Annotated in this window: 20 protein-coding genes; 11 read left to right on the top strand and 9 right to left on the bottom strand. The window is 68.1% G+C overall.

Going from position 1 to position 20,049, the window contains the following annotated elements:
• Window positions 1-32: 32 nt before the first annotated feature.
• The 6 genes from KF783_RS14460 (at window position 33) to KF783_RS14435 (ending at window position 7,733) form a co-directional block, all read left to right on the top strand.
• Window positions 33-2,822 (top strand): DUF3857 domain-containing protein, encoded by a 2,790-nt coding sequence (locus tag KF783_RS14460; protein WP_294080560.1) that lies wholly within the window; start codon window positions 33-35, stop codon window positions 2,820-2,822.
• Between the two features lie 60 nt (window positions 2,823-2,882).
• A complete protein-coding gene (locus tag KF783_RS14455; RefSeq protein WP_294080558.1) occupies window positions 2,883-3,836 on the top strand; it encodes a polysaccharide deacetylase in 954 nt (317 codons plus the stop codon).
• Entirely contained in the window at window positions 3,833-4,759 is a 927-nt protein-coding gene (locus KF783_RS14450; protein WP_294080556.1) for a GNAT family N-acetyltransferase, read from the top strand. The genes KF783_RS14455 and KF783_RS14450 overlap by 4 nt, the downstream gene beginning before the upstream one ends.
• 9 nt (window positions 4,760-4,768) lie before the next feature.
• Complete coding sequence (recO, locus tag KF783_RS14445) at window positions 4,769-5,500, top strand: DNA repair protein RecO (protein ID WP_294080552.1); 732 nt, start codon at window positions 4,769-4,771, stop codon at window positions 5,498-5,500.
• Window positions 5,501-5,586: 86 nt separating this feature from the next.
• A complete protein-coding gene (leuB, locus tag KF783_RS14440) occupies window positions 5,587-6,633 on the top strand; it encodes a 3-isopropylmalate dehydrogenase (RefSeq protein WP_294080550.1) in 1,047 nt (348 codons plus the stop codon).
• Window positions 6,630-7,733, top strand: a complete 1,104-nt coding sequence (locus tag KF783_RS14435; protein ID WP_294080548.1) for a glycosyltransferase family 2 protein — start codon at window positions 6,630-6,632, stop codon at window positions 7,731-7,733. The genes leuB and KF783_RS14435 overlap by 4 nt, the downstream gene beginning before the upstream one ends.
• On the opposite strand, the gene KF783_RS14430 is transcribed toward KF783_RS14435, so the two are convergent.
• Entirely contained in the window at window positions 7,730-8,968 is a 1,239-nt protein-coding gene (locus KF783_RS14430) for a glycosyltransferase family 39 protein (RefSeq protein WP_294080546.1), read from the bottom strand. The genes KF783_RS14435 and KF783_RS14430 overlap by 4 nt on opposite strands.
• Window positions 8,969-9,066: 98 nt before the next feature.
• On the opposite strand from KF783_RS14430, the gene KF783_RS14425 reads away from it, so the two are divergent.
• The 5 genes from KF783_RS14425 to KF783_RS14405 are packed head-to-tail and all read left to right on the top strand — an operon-like array spanning window position 9,067 to window position 12,258.
• On the top strand, window positions 9,067-10,275 hold the full coding sequence (locus tag KF783_RS14425) for an aminotransferase class I/II-fold pyridoxal phosphate-dependent enzyme (protein ID WP_294080544.1): 1,209 nt from the start codon (window positions 9,067-9,069) through the stop codon (window positions 10,273-10,275).
• A complete protein-coding gene (apaG, locus tag KF783_RS14420) occupies window positions 10,272-10,670 on the top strand; it encodes a Co2+/Mg2+ efflux protein ApaG (RefSeq protein ID WP_294080542.1) in 399 nt (132 codons plus the stop codon). The genes KF783_RS14425 and apaG overlap by 4 nt, the downstream gene beginning before the upstream one ends.
• Before the next feature lie 10 nt (window positions 10,671-10,680).
• Window positions 10,681-11,475, top strand: coding sequence for a LysR family transcriptional regulator (locus KF783_RS14415; RefSeq protein ID WP_294080540.1), 795 nt, complete (start codon window positions 10,681-10,683; stop codon window positions 11,473-11,475).
• The gene (locus KF783_RS14410) at window positions 11,472-12,017 is read left to right on the top strand and encodes a GNAT family protein (RefSeq protein WP_294080538.1); all 546 of its coding nucleotides are present in this window, start codon (window positions 11,472-11,474) and stop codon (window positions 12,015-12,017) included. Before KF783_RS14415 ends, KF783_RS14410 begins: the two co-directional genes overlap by 4 nt.
• Window positions 12,001-12,258, top strand: a complete 258-nt coding sequence (locus KF783_RS14405) for a hypothetical protein (protein ID WP_294080536.1) — start codon at window positions 12,001-12,003, stop codon at window positions 12,256-12,258. The genes KF783_RS14410 and KF783_RS14405 overlap by 17 nt, the downstream gene beginning before the upstream one ends.
• Before the next feature lie 4 nt (window positions 12,259-12,262).
• Here the strand turns inward: KF783_RS14405 and KF783_RS14400 are convergent, their stop codons facing one another.
• From KF783_RS14400 to KF783_RS14365, 8 genes are all read right to left on the bottom strand, one after another.
• Window positions 12,263-13,567, bottom strand: a complete 1,305-nt coding sequence (locus KF783_RS14400) for a serine hydrolase (protein ID WP_294080535.1) — start codon at window positions 13,565-13,567, stop codon at window positions 12,263-12,265.
• Window positions 13,568-13,584: 17 nt separating this feature from the next.
• A complete protein-coding gene (locus KF783_RS14395; protein ID WP_294080532.1) occupies window positions 13,585-14,169 on the bottom strand; it encodes a hypothetical protein in 585 nt (194 codons plus the stop codon).
• Entirely contained in the window at window positions 14,166-14,702 is a 537-nt protein-coding gene (locus KF783_RS14390) for a sigma-70 family RNA polymerase sigma factor (RefSeq protein ID WP_294080530.1), read from the bottom strand. Before KF783_RS14390 ends, KF783_RS14395 begins: the two co-directional genes overlap by 4 nt.
• 54 nt (window positions 14,703-14,756) lie before the next feature.
• Entirely contained in the window at window positions 14,757-15,497 is a 741-nt protein-coding gene (locus tag KF783_RS14385; protein ID WP_294080528.1) for a 2OG-Fe(II) oxygenase family protein, read from the bottom strand.
• Complete coding sequence (parE, locus tag KF783_RS14380; RefSeq protein WP_294080526.1) at window positions 15,490-17,472, bottom strand: DNA topoisomerase IV subunit B; 1,983 nt, start codon at window positions 17,470-17,472, stop codon at window positions 15,490-15,492. The genes KF783_RS14385 and parE overlap by 8 nt, the downstream gene beginning before the upstream one ends.
• Window positions 17,473-17,529: 57 nt before the next feature.
• Window positions 17,530-19,056 carry a methyl-accepting chemotaxis protein gene (locus KF783_RS14375; RefSeq protein WP_294080523.1) on the bottom strand — a complete coding sequence of 509 codons (1,527 nt, stop codon included), beginning with the start codon at window positions 19,054-19,056 and terminating at the stop codon, window positions 17,530-17,532.
• Complete coding sequence (locus tag KF783_RS14370; RefSeq protein WP_294080521.1) at window positions 19,053-19,265, bottom strand: hypothetical protein; 213 nt, start codon at window positions 19,263-19,265, stop codon at window positions 19,053-19,055. Before KF783_RS14370 ends, KF783_RS14375 begins: the two co-directional genes overlap by 4 nt.
• 192 nt (window positions 19,266-19,457) lie before the next feature.
• Window positions 19,458-20,049, bottom strand: a 592-nt coding sequence (locus KF783_RS14365) for a GcrA family cell cycle regulator (RefSeq protein WP_294080519.1), incomplete at its 5' end; no start/stop codon positions are given.

The raw sequence follows: 20,049 nt of genomic DNA, 5'->3' as shown, positions 1-20,049 counted from the left end.
CGCTAGGTTTCGTCGCAGACAGGGGGCTTTACATGATCCGTATCATTGCGCCGTTCGCGGCTTTGACCGTCGTCGTCGCGCCCGCATGGGCAGGCGACAAGCTGCTTTATGCGCCCGTGCCGGCGTGGGTGAAGCCAGCGCCGCCGGTCGATATGACGACGATCACCGACGCCTCGCCGATCTTCCTGATCATCGACCAGCAGGAGCGTCTCGCCGATGGCGAGGTTGCGCATTATGTCGAAAGTGCGACCCGGATCGCGTCCCCCGAAATCCTGGCCCAGGCGGGAACAATCCAGCTGCCGTGGAACCCGGACCAGGGCGATCTGACGGTCCACAGCGCCAGCATCCTGCGCGGCAGCGAGACGATCGACCTGCTCGCCGGGGGGAAGCAGATTCCGGTAATTCGCCGCGAGCAGAAGCTGGAGCAGCTGCAACTCGACGGCGTGCTGACCGCCACGATGCCGGTCGAGGGGCTGCGGGTCGGCGACGTGCTGCGACTGCGCTTCACCGTCACCCGCCGCGACCGCGTGCTGGGCGGGCAGGTGCAAAGCTCGCTGCCGCTGTTCGCTGAGCCGATGCGCACGCAATTCGGGCGCGTCCGCCTGATCTGGCCGGAAGCGGCGCCGATCGTCTGGCGCTCCTATGCCGACTGGTCGAGGATTCAGCCACCGCGGACGGTCGCAGGAATGAAGGAGCTGGAGATTGCCCTCCCGCTCCCGAAGGTGCCGGAGATGCCAAAGGATATTCCGGTGCGGTATCGGCCGGTCGCGATCCTTGACGCGGCCAGCTATCCCGACTGGCAGGCGGTATCGAAGGCGATGGCGCCGCTCTATCGGACCCAGGGGCTGATCGCGCCGGGTAGCGCGCTGGCGCAGGAGGTCGCCGCGATCGCCGCCGCTTCGCCGGAGCCGCGACGCCGGGCGGCGGCCGCGCTGCGACTGGTGCAGGACAAGGTGCGATACCTGTTCAACGGTATGGCGCAGGGCAATTACGCGCCCCAGTCGCCCGCCGAAACCTGGTCGGCCCGCTATGGCGACTGCAAGGCGAAGTCGCTGCTGCTGCTTGCGATCCTGCGTGAACTGGGCATCGAGGCGGAGGCGGTGCTGGTGCATTCGACGCTTGGAGACCTGGTGCCGAAGCGCCTGCCGATGCCGGCCGCGTTCGACCATGTCATCGTGCATGCGACCATCGACGGCACCAGCCTGTGGCTCGACGGAACCTCGAACGGCGATCGTCTGGAGGATTTGGGCGACGTGCCACCATTTCGGCATGCGCTGCCGCTGCGCATGGCGGGGGCGGGGCTGGTCGATCTGCCGCTCCAGCCCGATGCGCGGCCGCAATTCGACGTGGCGCTCGACTTCGATCAGAGCGCCGGGATCAACTTCCTTGCGCCGGTAACCGCAAAGGTCACGTTGCACGGACCCGTCGTTCAGTTGTTGCGCACTGCCGATGCGACGATGGGCAAGGAACAGCGCGACCAGATGGTCGCGAGAGCGCTCGGCGACTATGCATCGATCGTCGCGCTCGTCCGCCGGCGGATCGATTTCGACGATGCGGCGGGAACCGCGATCATCAGCGCCACCGGCGTCGCCGAACCCGGCTGGAACCTGGACGACGGGCGTCGCAGACTGACGGTCGATCACGCGGTTCAGGCGATTACGTTCAATCCCGATCGCGGCCGTGCCAGCTGGCGGGACCTGCCGGTGACGACGGGCGACCCTTCGAATATTCGGATTCGCGTCAGTTACCGGCTCCCCAAGGCGGGGGCAGGGTTCGCGCTTGACGGCGCGGAAACGCTTCCCGCACAGCTTGCCGGCCGGGTGCTGCGTCGCCGCGCATCGCTGACCGGCGGGACGGTGACCGTCGAGGATCAGCTGATCACCACCGGCGCGGAGATCGATCCGGCGCAGGTGCCGGCGACGCGGCGCGAATTGGCGATGGCCAAGGCCAAGCTGCTCCGTCTGGTGGCGCCGGCCGGATATCCGGAGCGCTGGCAGGAGGGCAGGCCCGGCGCGTTCGCAAAGATCAACGCGATCCTGGACGAGGCGGTGGCCGCCGATCCGCAATCGGCGACGGTGTATCTCGCCCGCGCCGGATTCCGCCTGTCCGTGTTCGACTATGCGGCCGCGATCGGCGATTTCGACCGCGCGCTCGCGCTCGCGCCGAGCGCCGACCTCTACGCGCAGCGCGCGTCGGTCTTCGACCTGCTGGGCCGGCATGACAAGGCGATCGCCGATGCGGACAAGGCGCGCGAACTTGACCCTTCGTCGCATCATGCGATCAAGCTTGCGATCGACTATCGCGCGAGCAAGGGCGATTATGCCGGTGCGATCGCGATCGCGGACGAACAGATCGAGATGACGAACGACAAGGTCCGTGCCGGTTATGCCGCCCAGCGCGCGAAGTATCTGGCGGATTCGGGGAAGGTCGAGGAGGCCGTGGGAATCATGGACGGTCTGATCGAATCCTATCCGCGCAGCACCGAACTGTTCAACACGCGATGCTGGATGCGCGGCACGCACAATGTCGAACTGGAGGCTGCGCTTCAGGACTGCACCAAGGCGATCGAACTGAGCGAAGACAATTCGGCCTATCTCGACAGCCGCGCGCTGGTCTATTTCCGGATGGGGCGCATGGACGCCGCGCTGGCGGATATCGACGCGGCGTTGCAGCAGGAACCGGACCTGACCGCCAGCGTGTTCATGCGCGGCGTCATCCGCAAGTCCAGGGGCGACGCGCGGGCTGCCGCGGATCTGGCTGGCGCCCGGTTGATGTCGCCGGGCATCGATGCCGAATATGCGCGGTACGGGATCAAGCCGTGAAGCGGGGCGCTGGCCGCTTCCTTGGGAATTTCTTCACCCGCGTGCGATAGAGCGCCGATCATGCCGACACGCGCATTCCTGACCGTCGATACCGAATTGATGTGGCGCCACCACGCCGCCGGGCTGGATATCGACGCCATCGCCGCACGTTCGCTGGAACCGGCGGGGGTGGGAATTTCCCACCAGCTGCGGATGCTGGCGCAGCACGATCTGAAGGCGACGTTCTTCGTCGATCCCATGCCGGCGGTGGCGCATGGACTCGATCCGATCCGCCGCGTCGTCGATGCCATTCTGGAGGCGGGACAGGATGTCCAGCTGCATCTCCACCCCAATTGGGCGGCGGCCAGCGACGAGGATCGAACCGCCCATGCCTCGTTCGAACTGATCGACTTCACCTATATCGAACAGCGCGAACTGATCCGCGCCGCGTCCGATCTGCTGGTCGCCGCCGGCGCGCCGCGCCCGATCGCGTTTCGCGCGGGCAGCTATTGCGCGAGCGACGACACGCTCGCCGCGCTCGCCGCGCTCGGTATCCGCTATGACAGCAGCCACAATGGCTCCGAACATCCCTGGCCCAGCGCGATCGGGCTGGATCCGCGCCGGATCGCGCCCTGCATGCATCAGGGCGTGGTCGAGGTGCCGGTCACGCTGATCGAGGACAAGCGCGGCCATTTGCGGCATTTCCAGATTTGCGCGCTTTCGACCGCAGAGATGCGCGACGCGCTCGATCACGCGGTGCGCGAAAGCCATGCGGCGGTGACGATCGTCAGCCACGGATTCGAATTGTCGAACCGGGCCGGCACGCGGCCCAACGCGATCCATGTTCACCGGTTCGAGACGCTGTGCGCGATGCTCGCCGAACGGCGCGGGGCGATCGTCACGACGACATTCGCCAGCCTGCCCGACCTGCCGCTCGATCGCTGCGACCAACCGCTCGGCCCCAGCCTCCTCCGCACCGGCCTGCGCCAGGCGCAGCAGCTCTGGTCGAACCTGGTCGAGGAGCGCGCGGCATGAACGCGACGACCGCCCCGCGCCCGACCGCGCTCAATTTCCAGATCGGCGCGCGCACGCTGATGGCGGTACAGCGGTCGATGATCCGCGTTCCGGTCAGCCTGGACGAGGCGCGCGAGGGCCGCCTGCCGGTCCTGCCGCCGCTGCCGCGTGACGCGCACGGCTATATCGTCACCTCGCTTCCCGCCGACCGGCTCGACGCGATGATCTATGCCTCCGGCCATATGATCGGGTTCGTGCGCCAGCGTTATCATCGCTACTTCGCCGATCTGACCGGCGGCTATGACGGCTATCTTGCCGGCCTGTCCTCCAGCGCGCGGCAGGGCGTCCGGCGCAAGGCGAAGAAGATCGCCCAGGTTTCGGGCGGCACGATCGACGTGCGCCGCTATACGGCGCCTGCCGAGCTTGAGGAATTCCACGACATCGCCCGGCGCATCGCGCTGCGCACCTATCAGGAAAAGCTGATGGGGGAGGGGCTGCCCGACACGCCGGAATTCGTCCGCGACATGCTGGCGCGCGGCGCCGGTGACGCGGTTCGCGCGTGGCTGCTGCATATCGCCGGCGAACCGGCGGCGTATCTCTACTGTCCCGCGCGCGGCGATACGCTGATCTACGAATATGTCGGGCATGATCCGGCGTTCAACGACCTGTCGCCCGGCGCGGTCCTTCAGATCGAGGCGTTTCGCGACCTGTTCGAGGAGCGGCGCTTCACGCGCTTCGACTTCACCGAGGGCGAAGGACAGCACAAGCGGCAATTCTCGACCGGCGCGGTCCCGTGCCTCGATCTGCTGCTGCTGCGGCCGAGCCTGGCCAACCGCGTGACGACGGCGGCGCTGGGCGCATTCAACCACAGCGTGGCGGGCGGCAAGAAGCTGGTCGGCATGATGGGGCTCGAGAAGCTGGCAAGGAAATTGCGGCGCGGCTAAATCCCGGCGATGCACCTCGCCGCAACCGCCATCGTCCTCGCGATCCGACCGCATGGCGAAACCGGGGCGATCGTGCGCGCTCTGACCGAAGAGGCCGGGATGCTCGCTGGCTATGTGCGCGGTGGCCGTTCGCGCCAGCATCGTCCGGTGCTCCAGCCGGGCAATGTGATCCTGGGCGACTGGCGCGCACGGACACAGGACCAGTTGCCCGCGCTGACCGTCGAACTGGTCCACAGCCGCGCCGCGATGCATCGCGAACCGCTTCCCGCCGCCGCGTTCGACTGGGCGACCGCGCTGACCGCCGCGACCTTGCCGGAAGGACAGGCCTATCCGCAGATCCATGCCGCGCTCGGCGGCATGCTCGACGCGATCGAGGCGGCGCCGGCGGCGCGCGGTTGGGCGGCGGCGCTGGTCCGGTACGAACTGCTGCTGCTCGCCGCGCTTGGCTTCGGACTCGATCTCGAACGCTGCGCCGCGACCGGGGAGGGCGAGGATCTCGCCTTTGTCAGTCCCAAAAGCGGGCGCGCGGTGAGCGGCGCCGGCGCGGCGGGCTATGAGCGGCAGCTGTTCCCGCTCCCGCCCTTTCTGCGTCACGGCGGGGCGGCGGAATGGACCGACATCATGGCCGGCCTTCGCATCACCGGCCATTTCCTGGCGCGCGATCTGCTGCATGGCCGGGCGGCGGAGGTCCTGGCGGCGCGCGCGCGGCTGATCGATCGGCTGAAGAGGGCGGTTGCGTGAGGCCGCGAACGCGGTAATGCGCGGGCGTCGATTTGCGGCACCGGCCCGGCGCCGTGTCCACCGCCGCCGAAAAGGGACCTGAGAACATGCCGCTGATCGCAATCCTGCCCGGCGACGGGATCGGACCGGAGGTGACGACGCAGGCGCGCCGCGTGCTGGATGCGCTCGACCTCGACCTGACGTTTGCGGAGGCGCCGGTCGGCGGCGCCGCCTATTTCGCCGACGGGCATCCGCTTCCGCCCGCGACGCTCGATCTGGCGCAACGCGCCGACGCGATCCTGTTCGGCGCGGTCGGCGATCCGCGTTGCGATGCGCTCGAACGGCGTTTTCGTCCCGAACAGGCGATCCTTGGTCTGCGCAGCGAGCTTGGCCTGTTCGCAAATCTGCGCCCGGCAAAGCTCTTCCCCGGCCTTGAGGACGCATCGGCGTTGCGGCCCGAAGTCGCCGGCGCGATCGACATGGTGATCGTCCGCGAACTCAATGGCGACGTCTATTTCGGCGACAAGGGCATGCGGACCACCGCGGCCGGCCGGCGCGAGGGCTATGACCTCATGTCCTATGACGAGGAGGAGGTGGCGCGCATCGCCCGGGTCGGGTTCGAGACCGCGCGCGCGCGCCGGGGCCGCCTGTGTTCGGTGGACAAGGCGAACGTCCTCGAAACCTCCCAGCTGTGGCGCGACGTGGTGACCGAGATGTCGGCGCAATATCCCGACATCGCGCTGACACATATGTACGTCGATAACGCCGCGATGCAGCTGGTGCGCAATCCCGGTCAGTTCGACGTCATCGTCACCGGCAATCTGTTCGGCGACATCCTGTCGGATCAGGCGAGCATGTGTGCGGGGTCGATCGGGATGCTGCCGTCCGCCGCGCTCGATGGCGCGGGAAAGGGGCTTTACGAACCGATCCACGGTTCCGCCCCCGATATCGCCGGGCAGGGCAGGGCCAATCCCTGTGCGACGATCCTCTCTGCCGCGATGATGCTGCGCTATTCGCTGGGCATGGACGCTGCCGCCGACCGGATCGAGGCGGCGGTGATCGCCGCGCTTGCCTCTGGCGCGCGTACCCCCGATCTGGGCGGCGACCTGTCGACCGAGGCGATGGGCGACGCGGTGGTGAAGGCGCTGGCGTGAGCGCAGGTCCGCTCGAACTGGCGGTCGTCGTCCCGACGTTCAACGAGCGCGCCAATGTGCCGCTGCTCGTCGCGGCGCTGGACCGTGCGCTGGCCGGGCGGCGCTGGGAAGCGATATTCGTCGATGATAACAGTCCCGACGGCACCGCCGACGCGGCCCGCGACCTGGGGCGCACCGATCCGCGCGTCCGGGTGATTCAGCGGATCGGCCGGCGCGGCCTGTCTTCGGCGACGATCGAGGGGATGTGCGCCACCGCCGCCCCCTATGTCGCGGTGATCGACGGCGACATGCAGCATGATGAGACGCTGTTGCCCCGCATGCTCGACGCGCTGAAGGGGGACGCCGCGCTCGACCTCGCAATCGGGTCGCGCTTCGTCGATGGGGGCGGCACCGGCGAATGGGATCGCGATCGCGTCGCCAAATCGGCCTTTGCCACGCGCCTGTCGCGCCAGGTTCTGAAAGTCGATCTCAGCGATCCGATGAGCGGCTTTTTCATGATCCGCGCCGATGTCGTGCGCGGCATCGTTCCCCATCTGTCGGGGATCGGGTTCAAGATTCTGCTGGACATCATGACCGCCAGCCCGCGCACGCTCGCCTTTGTCGAACTTCCCTATGTCTTCCGCACCCGGCAGGAGGGGGAGAGCAAGCTCGATCACGTCGTCGCGATGGAATATCTGATCGCGCTCTACGACCGGATGTTCGGCCGGGTGGTGCCGGTCCGCTTCGTGATGTTCTCCGGTATCGGCGCGCTCGGCGCCGGAGTGCATTTTGCGGTGCTGTGGCTGGTCTTTCGCCAGCTTGGCGCCAGCTTCCTGACGGGAACGATCGCCGCGACGCTGGTGGCGATGACGTTCAACTTTTTCCTCAACAACGCCCTCACCTATCGCGACACCCGGCTGCGCGGTTTCCGCAAGCTGCTCGACGGATGGGTCGGCTTCTGCCTCGTCTGCTCGGTCGGGGCGATTGCGAATGTGGGCGTCGCGGCATTCCTCCACGATGTGCAGCAGGCGCGCTGGATGCCGGCGGCGCTCGCCGGGATTCTGGTCGCGGCGGTGTGGAATTTCGCGCTATCCTCGCGCTTCGTGTGGGGGCGCTACTAGGCCCAGCTGGGGAACCACACCCAGCGTTCGAAGCCGCGATCCCCGGACAGCGGAAGCGCGGCCAGGATCGGATAGAAATAGGCGAACAGGCCGACCGCCACCACCAGCAGCCATTCGTCCTTCCCATCCAGCCGCGCGCGCCAGTGATCGGACGCCACCGCCAGCGCGACGCACAGCAGCAGGTGGGGAATATAGTAATAGTAAAAGAATCCGAGCGACTTGGGGATGATCGCCCAGACGCCCAGCGCGAACACCCACAGCATCGCCGCCGCCATCGGCGCGGGCGCCTTTTCGCGAAACCCCGCCCACCAGCATGCGGCCACCGCGATCAGGCCGCCCCATTGCACGACCGGATTCGCGATCAGCAGCACGCCGCGCACCGCGCCCTGATCGGGTTCGTAGAAATACCAGATCGGCCGGATCATCAGCGGCCAGCTCCACCAGCTCGACTGGTAATTGTGCGGGGGCAGCACCTGGGTCTGCAACTGCCACATCTCGATCTGGAACGGGATCAGCCGGGCCAGCGTCATCGGCTGTTCGGTATAGAAAAAGGCGGGGGCGAAGCTGAGGAAATAGACCGGGATGCTCACCCCGCCCAGAATGGCCAGGCCGGTCGGCCAACCCATGGCGCCGAACCGCGCCGGATCGCCGCGCCGCAGCCACAGGAACAGCGCGCCCGCCAGTGCGACATAGGGAACCGCCGCCCATTTGACCGCGACCGCGCAGCCGAACAGCGCCGCGCACGCCATCCACCACCGCCACGCAGATCGCGGCCCTGCCCGCATCGCCGCGATGAAGGCGACACCCGCCCAGACGAGGAACACGCCCAGGAACACGTCGAGCATCCCGATCCGCGCCTGGACGAACAGCATCTGGCCCAGCATCGCGAACAGCGCCGCGAACAGGCCCGCGCGCGTCGCCCCGGTCAGCTGCCGGGTAAAGGCATAGAGGCCGACCACGGTGACGCTTCCCGCCACGACCGACATCGCCCGCCAGCCGATCGGATTGTCGCCAAGGATCAGCATGCCCAGTGCGATCAGGCTCTTGCCCAGCAACGGATGTTCGGGATTGGTGATGTGCGCCAGATCGATCAGCACCCGCGCGGCCTTCACATAATGCACCTCGTCAAAGGTGAGGATGCCGGGGCGATCCAGGCCGATCGCGAACAGAATCGCCGCGATGCCGCCGAGCAGCAGCGCGAGGAGCATCGGGCGTTGTTCGAGCTGGTCGAGCATGGTGCGGGTCGATAGCTGAGCTTCGCGCCGCCGTCACGCCTGTCCCTTGCGTCCGCTGTCCCTTGCGTCCGCGCGCGCGAGCGGTCACATGGGCCGCCATGAAGCGCCGTACCGGACAGGATCGCGAGATCACGAGGGGCTGGAAGCCCGCAACGCTGGCCGTGCGCGGGGGAACCGCGCGCAGCGAATGGGGGGAGACGAGCGAGGCGCTCTTCCTCACCTCTGGTTACGCCTATGACTGCGCCGGCGACGCCGCCGCGCGGTTCGCCGGCGAGCAACAGGGCATGACCTATTCGCGGCTCCAGAATCCGACGGTGGAGATGCTGGAACAGCGGATCGCGCTGCTCGAGGGGGCGGAGGCGTGTCGCGCCACCGCGTCGGGCATGGCGGCGATGACCGCCGCGCTGCTATGCCAGTTGTCGAGCGGCGACCATCTGGTCGGCGGGCGCGCGGCGTTCGGTTCGTGCCGCTGGCTCACCGATACGCTGTTGCCGCGTTTCGGGATCGAGACGACGGTGGTCGATGCGCGCGATCCCCAGCAGTTCATCGACGCGATCCGCCCGAATACGCGGGTCTTCTTCTTCGAAACTCCCGCCAATCCGACGATGGACGTCGTCGATCTGGCGGCGGTGTGCGGCATCGCGAAAGAGCGCGGTATCACCACCGTTGTCGATAACGCCTTTGCCACTCCGGCGCTGCAACGCCCGATGGAGTTCGGTGCGGACGTCGTGGCGTACAGCGCGACGAAGATGATGGACGGGCAGGGGCGTGTGCTGGCCGGCGCGGTGTGCGGCACCGACGCGTTCATCAACGACACGCTGCTCCCCTTCCACCGCAATACCGGGCCGACGCTCTCGCCGTTCAACGCGTGGGTGGTGCTGAAGGGGCTGGAAACGCTCGATCTGCGCATCCGGCGACAGAGCGAGAATGCGATGCGGGTCGCGCGTTTCCTTGCGGGGCGGGTGCCGGCGGTCAATTATCCCGGCCTGGACAGCCATCCGCAGCACGACCTGGCGATGCGCCAGATGGCGGCGGCAGGGCCGATCTTCTCGTTCGAAGTCGATGGCGGGCGGGCGCAGGCGCATGGCCTGCTCGATGCGCTGGCCCTCATCGACATTTCGAACAATATCGGCGATTCACGGTCGCTGATGACCCATCCCGCCTCCACCACCCACAGCGGCGTCGCCGAGGACCAGCGGCTGGCGATGGGCGTGGGCGAAGGGATGCTGCGGCTCAATGTCGGGCTTGAGGATGCCGACGACCTGATCGAGGATCTCGATCGGGCGCTGGCGACGGTCGGGCTGTGAATGCGCTGTTCGAACAGGACGCGACGACCCGCGACATCACCGTGCGGGTTTCGGTCAGCTATCTGCCCGAACAGTCGCAGCCGGAACGCGGGCGGTGGTTCTGGGCGTATCACATCCGGATCGAAAATGGCGCGCATCAGGCCGTCCAGCTGCTGTCGCGCCGCTGGACGATCACCGACGGACGCGGCCATCAGCACAGCGTCGAGGGTGAGGGCGTGGTCGGCGAACAGCCGATGATCGCGCCGGGATCGAGCTTTGACTATGTCTCCGGATGCCCGCTCACCACGCCGACCGGTCATATGGAGGGAAGCTATGTGATGGTCGGCGCGGACGGGCGCGAATTCGACGTCGCAATCCCGCGCTTCGCGCTGCGCGCGCCGGCGGTTACGCAATAGGGCGCCGTCGGTGAAACGCACCCATCTTCCGCTCAACGGCCTGCGCGTCCTGGACGCGGCGGCGCGGCACCTGTCCTTCACGCGCGCCGCCGACGAACTGGCGGTGACGCCGGCGGCTGTCGGACAGCAGATTCGCGCGCTGGAGGACACGCTGGGCGTCGTCCTGTTCCGCCGCACCACCAAGGGGCTGGAGCTGACGCCTGAGGCAGAGGCGGGGCTTGCCGCGCTGCGCGCCGGCTTCCTTCAGTTCGAGGAAGCGGTGCGGGCGATGCAGGCGGGTCAATCGTCCAAGTCGCTGACCATCGCCGCGCCGCGCGACCTGACCGAAAAATGGCTGATGCCGCGCCTTGCCGAAATTGCGCGCGCCGATCCCGATCTGCGGTTCGTACTGATCGCCGCCGACGATGCGATCGAATTCACCGAAGCCAATCTCGACCTCGCGATCCGCTGGGGCGAGGGGCCGGGCGAGCATGAGGGCGAGGCGCTGGAGAGCGACGGCGTCGTCACCGTGGCGCGGCCCGGCTCCACCGCGCAGACCCCGATCGCCTGGCCCGGCTGCATCGCCCCGGACGATGCGGCGCTGGTGCGCGTCGGCGACGCGGGCCTGGCGCTCGACGCTGCGGCGCAGGGGCTGGGCCACGCGACGGTTCCCGAATTGCTGGCGCGCGATGCGATTGCCGCCGGCGCGCTGACCATCGTCGGTGAGCCGCGACCGTCGAAACTGGGCTATTGGATGGTCGCGCCGCTGCCGCAATGGCGGCAGAAGAAGGTGAAGGCGCTGGTCGAGGCGCTGGGCGAGGCGTGAGCCTGCCGGTGCGCGAGACGGCTAGGCTCGAAACCCCACGGCTGATCCTGCGCCCGCGTCGGGTCGAGGATGCCGACGCGCTGCACGCCAGCTACGCCGATCCCGACCTGATGACCTATTGGTCCGGTCCGCCGCACACCGACATCGAACAGACGCGCGCCGATTTCGTGCGGCACGCGTCCGACTGGCGCGCGTGGGCGATCACCCTGCGCGGCGACGACAGCGCGATCGGCGTCGTCGCCGCCGGCGAGAAACGCCAGGGGAATGTGAGCGAACTGGGCTACCTGCTCGCCCGGACCCACTGGCGCACGGGAATCGCGCGCGAAGCTGTGAGCGCGGTGATCGATCGCATTTTTGCCGAGGGACAGCGGCGCGTGTTCGCCGATACCGATTCCGACAATTCATCTTCGCGCGCGTTGCTCGAACGGCTGGGCTTCACGCTGGAAGGGCATTTGCGCGGCGAGTGGGAAACGCATCTGGGCGTGCGCGATTCGGTGATCTACGGTCTGTTGCGGGAGGAATGGAATGCCACAGCCGCCTGATCTTGAAGACCCGGTCCAGCGGGCCGCCTATCGCCAGGAACTGCGCGGTGTCGCGCGGGGCCTGCGCACCTCGGCGCTGGGGCTGGCGGTGATCGGCGCGGGCATCGCCTTTGCCGCGCCGTTCCTGGGCCTGCCGCGCTGGGTCCCGATGCTGGTGATCGGACCGGCGGTGATGCTCATCGTCACCGGCGTCGCGGTGCGCACCCGCTATCACCGCAACCGGATGCGCGGCGACCTGTGATCCCTCATTGCGTGGCGACCCGCGCCAGTACACGGTTCATCAGCGCCATGAACGCGCCATTATCGACGCCGGCGTCGGCGCGATTCCACCCGCCGGTGACGGCATACCAGTTGCCGCGCTTCGTCTTCACCAGCCAATTGCCATAGACTACGCCGGTTTCCGATCCGCCCTTGAACCCGACATAATCGAACTGGTCGGCGATCGTGGTGGTCGGGTTGATCGCCAGGATGGCCAGCGCGTCCGCGCCGCCCTTCACGCGCAGCCAGTTCATCACCGCCGCCTCGTCGCGCGGCGTGGCGAACCATTCGACGTCGAGCGCGCGGGGCCGGGCCGCGAACCAGGCCGGGTCCATCCGCGTCGCCGCGATCCGTTCCGCCTGTTCGCGCAGCATCCGCCGTCGCCCATCGGGTCCCGCCGCCCGCCACTGTGCCGCCAGCGCCGCATTGTCCGCCGCCTTCAACCGGAACGCCTCGATCGTCGTCAGCACCGGCAGGGTCGCGCGTGCGTCCGAATGACCGATCCGGCGCACCATCGCATCGACGCGATCGCGCCCCAGCGTGCGCAGCAACGTGTCGGTCGCGCTATTGTCGCTGATCGAGATCATCATCGTCGCCAGCGTGTGCAGCGTGACTGGCGCCCCCTCGGGCCAGTTCTGCATCATTCCCGACGGGAGCGAGCGTTCGCCCAGGCGGATGATATCGGTCCAGCCGCGTTCCCCGGCCGAAACCTGCCGCGCCGCCTCCGCCAGCACCCACAGCTTGAACGCGGAGCCGAGCGGCATCAGCCGGTCGCCGGCCATTTCGGTGACCGGGCTGACGCTGTGGCCAAGCGCATAGACGCCATAGGCGGCGCTGCCGGGCAGATCGCGAAATTCCGCCTCGATCGCCTCTGCACTTTCCACGCGCGGCTGGGTGCCGGTGATGCGCAGGCCGGTCACCGCATGGGGCGGGGCGGCGTCGATGACGATGTCCAGCCGGGCGATCCCCCGCTCGAATCCCAGCTGCACCCCGGCGCTGGTGGGCGAGATGGCGGTGACCGACTCCACCTTCGTCACCGCGCCATATTGCGCCTTCAACTGGCGCCCGACCTCGTCGAACGTCTCTTTCGGCACCTGGGCGCGAAAGGCGGGGGCGAAATAGGCGTCGAAATCGCCGCTCCCGCCGACGATGTCCGGAAGCGCGGCGATCCGCTGGGACAAGGCGGGGGAAGGGGTCGCCGCGGCGGCCGGCGGCGGGGCGGGCGTCTGTGCCGCGATCGGGGCGGGGAGAGCCGCCAGCAGGCCAAGCGCGGCGATAAGCATCGGTCGCATCAACATCTCCTTTGAATTCAGCGCGATGGGGGGTCGCGCATCGCGTCGAGCGCGGCGATTTCCGCGTCGAGCGTGCGCGCGGCGCGGCGGTTGAGCAGCAGGATGCCGACGAACAGCGCGCCGGCAAAGGCCAGGGTGATCGCGCCGGTGGCCAGCGCCGGGCCGATCGCCATCACCCGCGCACTGGCGACGACGGTCGCGATCACGAACAGCACCAGCCCGGGAACGAGCGGCGCGAGATACCATCGCGCGACGCTCGCCAGCATGTCGCGTTGCTGCGCCAGTCGCGACCGGTAACAGGCGATCGCATCATCGGCCAATGCCGCCGGATCCTCGACCGCACGGCGTTTCCACAGATTCCGCATGACGATCAGCGTGCCGGCGATGATGACCGCGCTCGCGATCCGCATCGACGTTTCGGGGATGAGCAGGATATACCAGGCGAATATCGCGACGACCAGCGCGCCGGCGGCATATTCGATCAGGTCGCGACGCCATGCCCGGCGGCGCAGGGCGGCATCGCGGGCGCGCAGCTGTTCGGGCGGGATCGCGCCGGCGTCCGCCTCGCGCGCGGTCCACAGGTGGATCAGCGGGTCGCTCATACGGGGTCTCCGGAATTGAACTGGCGCGCCAGCATCGCCTTGATGCGATGCACCTTCACGCCGACATTGCTGGATGAAAGGCCGGTGACGTCCGCGATCGTCGCGGTGTCGAGGCCTTCGAGATAGAGCAGGATCACGCTGCGGTCGGCGGGCTTCAGCGCGGCGATCAGGCGGTGAAGCCGCTCGATCACCCAGGCCTCGCCCGCCTGGGCTTCCGGGTCGTCATCGGCGGCCAGCGCGTCGGCCTCCTCCAGCGCCACCAGCCGCGTCGATCGCGCGCCGCGCGTGGCGTGGCCTGCGGCGACATTGTGTGCGACGCGATAGGTCCAGGTGCCGAGCGCGCAGCGGCCGTCATAACGCGCCAGGCTGCGCCATAGCGCCAGATGGATGTCCTGCTCCAGGTCGCGGGCGCGATCCGCGTCGCGCTCGACCGCGCGCGCCAACCGGGCGAGCGCCGGCGCGTGGACGGCACAGGCCTCGGCATAGAGCCGGTCCGCTGCCGCGTGGCGCTGGTTGGTGAGGTGTCCGCCCATACCCCCTTTAGTCGCGCGGAACGCCGGCTTCTTACACCCCGGCGTCAAAAAAGTTCAGCGGTCGCGAAACCATCCGGTGATCGCGAACCGCGCAACCGGTGCGAAAGGCGGGACATAGGTAACGTTGTGCGGCTGAGGCACGGTAAACAGGTTCAGCGCGTTGAACCGCGGGCGATAGCCGGCGACCACGTCGCCCGCGTCATCGTAGAAATTGAGATAGCCGCCCCAGTCCGGCCGCCAGTCCGTGGCGCACAGGTTGAGCACATAGGCGACGCGCCGCCCGCGCGACGGTTCGGCATCGTCATGCATCGCCAGAAACTGGCCGGGCGCATAGAGCGTCGCCTGCGCATCCGCCTTCACGATCTCGCCAATGCCGGTGACCCGGCGCACGAAATCGAGCATCGGCGGCGAATTGAGCTCCTCGAGCAGCTGGTCCTGGGCGCTGCCCGAATCCCACCGTTCCAGATAGGCGGTGAGCATCGGATAGGCGGAATAGGCAAAGGCATAGCCATCCCCACCCGCCGCCGCACCGATCAGCCGCTCGGCCTCGTCGCGCCCGGCTCCGGCGCTCGCCGCCTTCACTTCGCGCTCGCGCCACAGATTGGGGCCATGGCTTCCCGCCTGCCACGCCAGCCCCCATGCGGTGTCGAGCCGCAGGATATCGCGGATCAGCCGTGCCGATTCGGCGGTCAGCACGTCGCGGATCTGTAGCCGTTGCTGCGCCGCATAGCCGCGTGCAAGCCCGGCGGGATCATGGGCGGGGTTGAGGACCAGCAACGGTGGCCGATCAGGCATCGATCGCCTCGTCGTCGATCCGCGCCGCATTTTCCTGGATAAAGGTGAAGCGATGCGCCGGGTTGTTGCCCATCAACCGATCGACCAGATCCTTGACTCCGGCCCGCTCCTCATATTCCTGGGGCAGGGTGATGCGGATCAGGCTGCGGGTCGCTGGGTCCATCGTCGTTTCGCGCAACTGGCCCGGATTCATCTCGCCCAGTCCCTTGAACCGGGCGACCTCGACCTTGCGGCCCTTGAACGCGTCCGCCTCGATCCGCGCGCGATGTGCGTCGTCGCGCGCATAGAGCGACTTGCTGCCCGCCGTCAGGCGATAGAGCGGCGGCTGGGCGAGATAGAGATGCCCGCGCCGCACGATGTCCGGCATTTCCTGGAAAAAGAACGTCATCAGCAGCGTCGCGATATGCGCGCCATCGACGTCCGCATCGGTCATGATGACGATGCGTTCATAGCGTAGATTGTCCGGCTGGCACTCCTTGCGCGTGCCACAGCCCAGCGCCTGGATCAGGTCGGCGATCTCCTGATTGGCGAGGATTTTCGCGCTGGTCGCCGACGCGACGTTCAAAATCTTGCCGCGGATCGGCAGGATCGCCTGGGTCTTGCGATCGCGCGCCTGCTTGGCGCTGCCACCGGCGCTGTCGCCTTCGACGATGAACAACTCGGTGCCGGCGGGGTCGTCGGCGGAACAGTCGGTCAGCTTGCCGGGCAGGCGCAGCTTGCGTCCGCTCGTCGCCGTCTTGCGCTTGACCTCGCGCTCCTGCTTGCGGCGCAGGCGATCGTCCATCCGCTCGAGGACATAGCCGAGCAGCGCCTTGCCGCGCTCCATCTTGTCGGTCAGGAAATGGTCGAAATGGTCGCGCACTGCCTTTTCGACCAGGCCGGTCGCTTCGGGCGAGGTGAGGCGGTCCTTGGTCTGCGACTGGAATTGCGGATCGCGGATGAAGACGCTCAGCATCAGTTCGCTGCCGACCATGATGTCGTCGGCGGTGATGTCCTTCGCCTTTTTCTGCCCGACCAGGTCGCCGAAGGCGCGGATGCCGCGTACCAGTGCCTGGCGCAGCCCCTGTTCGTGCGTGCCGCCATCGGGCGTGGGGATGGTGTTGCAATACCAGCTGTAGGAGCCGTCGCTCCACAGCGGCCACGCCACCGCCCATTCGACACGGCCCTGGCCGTCGGGAAAGTCCTGGCTGCCGGAAAAGAATTCGGCCGTCGCGCCCTCACGCGTGCCGATCTGTTCCTTCAGGTGATCGGCCAGCCCGCCGGGAAACTGGAACACCGCCTCCGCCGGCGTGTCGTCGGCGATCAGCGAGGGGTCGCATTTCCAGCGAATCTCGACGCCGGCGAACAGATACGCCTTTGACCGCGCCAGCTTGTACAGCCGGGCCGGCTTGAACTGCATGCCGGCGCCAAAGATTTCGGGGTCGGGGGTGAAGGCGGTCGATGTGCCGCGCCGGTTCGGCGTGCCGCCCAGATGCTCCAATGGCCCCAGCGTGCGTCCCTGGCTGAACCGCTGGCGATACAGCTGGCGATCGCGGGCGACCTCGACCACCGTGTCGATCGACAGGGCGTTGACCACGGAGACGCCGACGCCATGCAGGCCGCCGGAGGTCGCATAGGCCTTGCCGGAGAATTTGCCGCCCGAATGGAGCGTGGAGAGAATCACCTCCAACGCCGACTTGTCGGGGAATTTCGGATGCGGATCGACCGGGATGCCGCGGCCATTGTCGGTGATGGTCAGGCGATTGCCCGGCGCCAGCTCGATCTCGATGCGACTCGCATGGCCCGCCACTGCCTCGTCCATCGAATTGTCGAGCACTTCGGCGGCGAGGTGGTGCAGCGCGCGTTCGTCGGTGCCGCCGATATACATGCCCGGGCGGCGGCGGACGGGTTCCAGCCCCTCGAGCACCTCGATCGAGGACGCGTCATAGCTGGTGCCGGGGGCAGGGGTGCCGGACTTGAAGAGATCGGAAGACATCGCCCGTTGCTATATCGTTCCCCCCGGCGCGGGCAAGCGGGGCGGCTGTTCCGTTGCCTATGCGGCGATCCGCGCCAGGAAGCCGCGGGTCGAATCGTCGAGTGCGCGCGCGGTGCTCGACAGCGCGGCGGCGGCGGTGGCGACGCGATCGGACAGCGACTGCGTCTCTCCCGCCATTGTCGCGACGCCCCGGATATGTTCCACCATGAACGCCGCGCCGCCGGCGGCATCGCGCGCCGAATCATCGATCGCGGCCGCGGTTTCGCGCTGGGTATCGACCGCCGCGCGGATCGATTCTGCCGCAGTCGCCAGGTCCGCCACCATCGCGGTGATCTCGGTCAGCGCGCCCTGCGCGATTTCGGCGCCGTCATGCATCGAATCGGCGAGCGAGTGGATTTCGCCCGTCGCGCGCGCCGCTTCCCCGGCCAGCTGCTTCACCTCATGCGCGACGACCGCGAAGCCGCGTCCCGCCTCGCCCGCGCGCGACGCCTCGATCGTGGCGTTGAGTGCGAGCAGGTTGGTCCGGGTCGCGATCTCGTGGATCGACTGGGCAAAGCCGGTGATCGTGTTCGACCGCTCGGTGAGCGCGGCAACCGCGCCGCGCCCGCCATCGGAGATCGCCGTGGCGTCGTCGCTGCGCTGCGCCTGCTGGTCCGCGCTCGCCGCGATCGCGGTGATCGAGGTGGACAGGTCGCGCAGCTGGGTCGCGAGCGTCTCGATCGCGTTCGACGTCTGAACGGCATTCGAGGCGGATTCGCGCGTTTCCTGATTCGTTCGCCGCGCCAGTTCGGCCAGCAAGGTCGAAAGCTGTTCCAGTTCCGCCGCAGCGGTGCCGACGGTGCCGACCACGCCGGCCATCGACGCCTGAAACGCGTCGGTCAGGTCGCGCTGCATGATGCGGCGTTGGGCTTCCGCCTCACTGGCGATCGCTTCGCGCTGCCCGCGTTCCTGCGCCTCGCGCCGCGCCGCATCGGCGGCGTCGGACATCGCCCGCTCGGCGATTTCGCGCCGATCGTCGGCGATCACCGCGGTTCGTTCGCTGGCGTCGCGGGCGTCGGCCTGCACCTGCAACAGCGTCCGCAACATGGTGGTCAGATAGACCAGCACCGTCGCTTCCATCACCACTGCGGCGGCATGGAACAATACGCGTTTGATATCGCCGCCGCCGCTGAACACCCAGGCAGGGACCAGATAGAGAAGGAGCAAATGGTGCGCGGCAATCAGCGCCGCCGCCAGCACGATCGGCCGCCAGTCACACAGGATCGTCAGTCCCGCGAGGGTCACCAGAAAGTACAGATGCGCATCCATCTGCCAAGGGTCGCCGACAAGCGCATACACGCCAAGCGCCGGAAGGACCGCGGCGAGGGTGCCGATCGCCAGCCGGGTCTGCCGGTCCGCCCGTCCGCGCAGCACCATGAAGGTCGGCATCGCATTGGCCAGCGCTCCGGCCAGAAACACGGGCAGCGCGGTGCCGTGCGCCAGGAATGCGCTCGCCAGCGCGATGAACGCCGTGAGGAACCACGACGCGGCGATCAGGATATGGGTGCCGCGACGGCGCAGTTGCAGGACTTCCGGCGGCGTCATGACGGGTCCTTTCCGGCGCCACACCAGCTTTGGGGAGCGGCGATGACGAGTACCCCGCGAGAGAGCATCGGCAGGAAGATCCGGCCGCGATCGGCGCGGATCAGCAGGATGTTTCGCGCCGGTCCACGGCCCAGCAGGTCGGCCCCGCGCGCAATGGCAGGCCCGGCCAGTCGGTCGCCGACGGTGCCGTCGAGTGCGATCAGCGCCATCGCGCCATGAGCAGGCGGAGCAAAGCTGACAGCTGATATCGTTACCAGAACGAGTCCGATCTGGATCGGGATCAATGCCGCTGCAAGAAAGGAAACCCGAGAGAACACCGGGCGTCGATTAGCGGCGCGTTGGTTATCGGCTGGTAAACTAGATCCGTTTTCGACGAATTTTTTCGTTATGGAAACCGTGCCTTACCGAACGCGCGGTCCCCCATAGGGCAGCGGCGGCGGCGGCCGGCGGTCGCGGCGCGGCAGCTGTGCCTGATAGGCGTGGCCGCAATGCTCGACGCAATAGGGGAAGCCGGGGTTCACCTTGACGCCGCAAAAATGAAAGTCCGGCTCGCCCGGATGGCCAAGCGGCCATTTGCAGATGCGGTCGTTCAGATCGAGCAGGCTGGTCTTGCCCTCGATCGCCTTGCTGGGCTTGGCGGGGACCAGGCGGCGCGGCGGCGCCGGCGTGATCGGCGCGGATTGCTCGCCGGGATTCTGGCGAAGGAAGCCGCCGGGGCCGACCGAGCGCATCACCGGGCCTTCGGCGGCCTTGGGCGCGCCGGCGAGCTCGCCGGTGGCGCTCGGGGTCGAAGTGGTCGCGTCGATGCGCGGCGCCGGCGCGGGCGCCGATGCGGGGGCGGCAGGCGGCGGCGCGGCGGCGGGCGCTGGCTTGGGCGCGGCGGGGGCCGCCTGGGCTTTCGCGGCGGCCTTGGCTTCGTTGGGCTTCACCGGCGACGGGCGCGCGGGAAGGCCCAGGCGGTGCGCCTTGCCGATCACGGCGTTACGGCTGACG

Origin of the sequence: Sphingomonas sp., assembly GCF_019635455.1 — a bacterium.
In the GTDB taxonomy this organism is placed as follows: domain Bacteria; phylum Pseudomonadota; class Alphaproteobacteria; order Sphingomonadales; family Sphingomonadaceae; genus Sphingomonas.
Note: the sequence above shows the minus strand (reverse complement) of the source record. Positions and strands in the feature narration are given on the sequence as shown.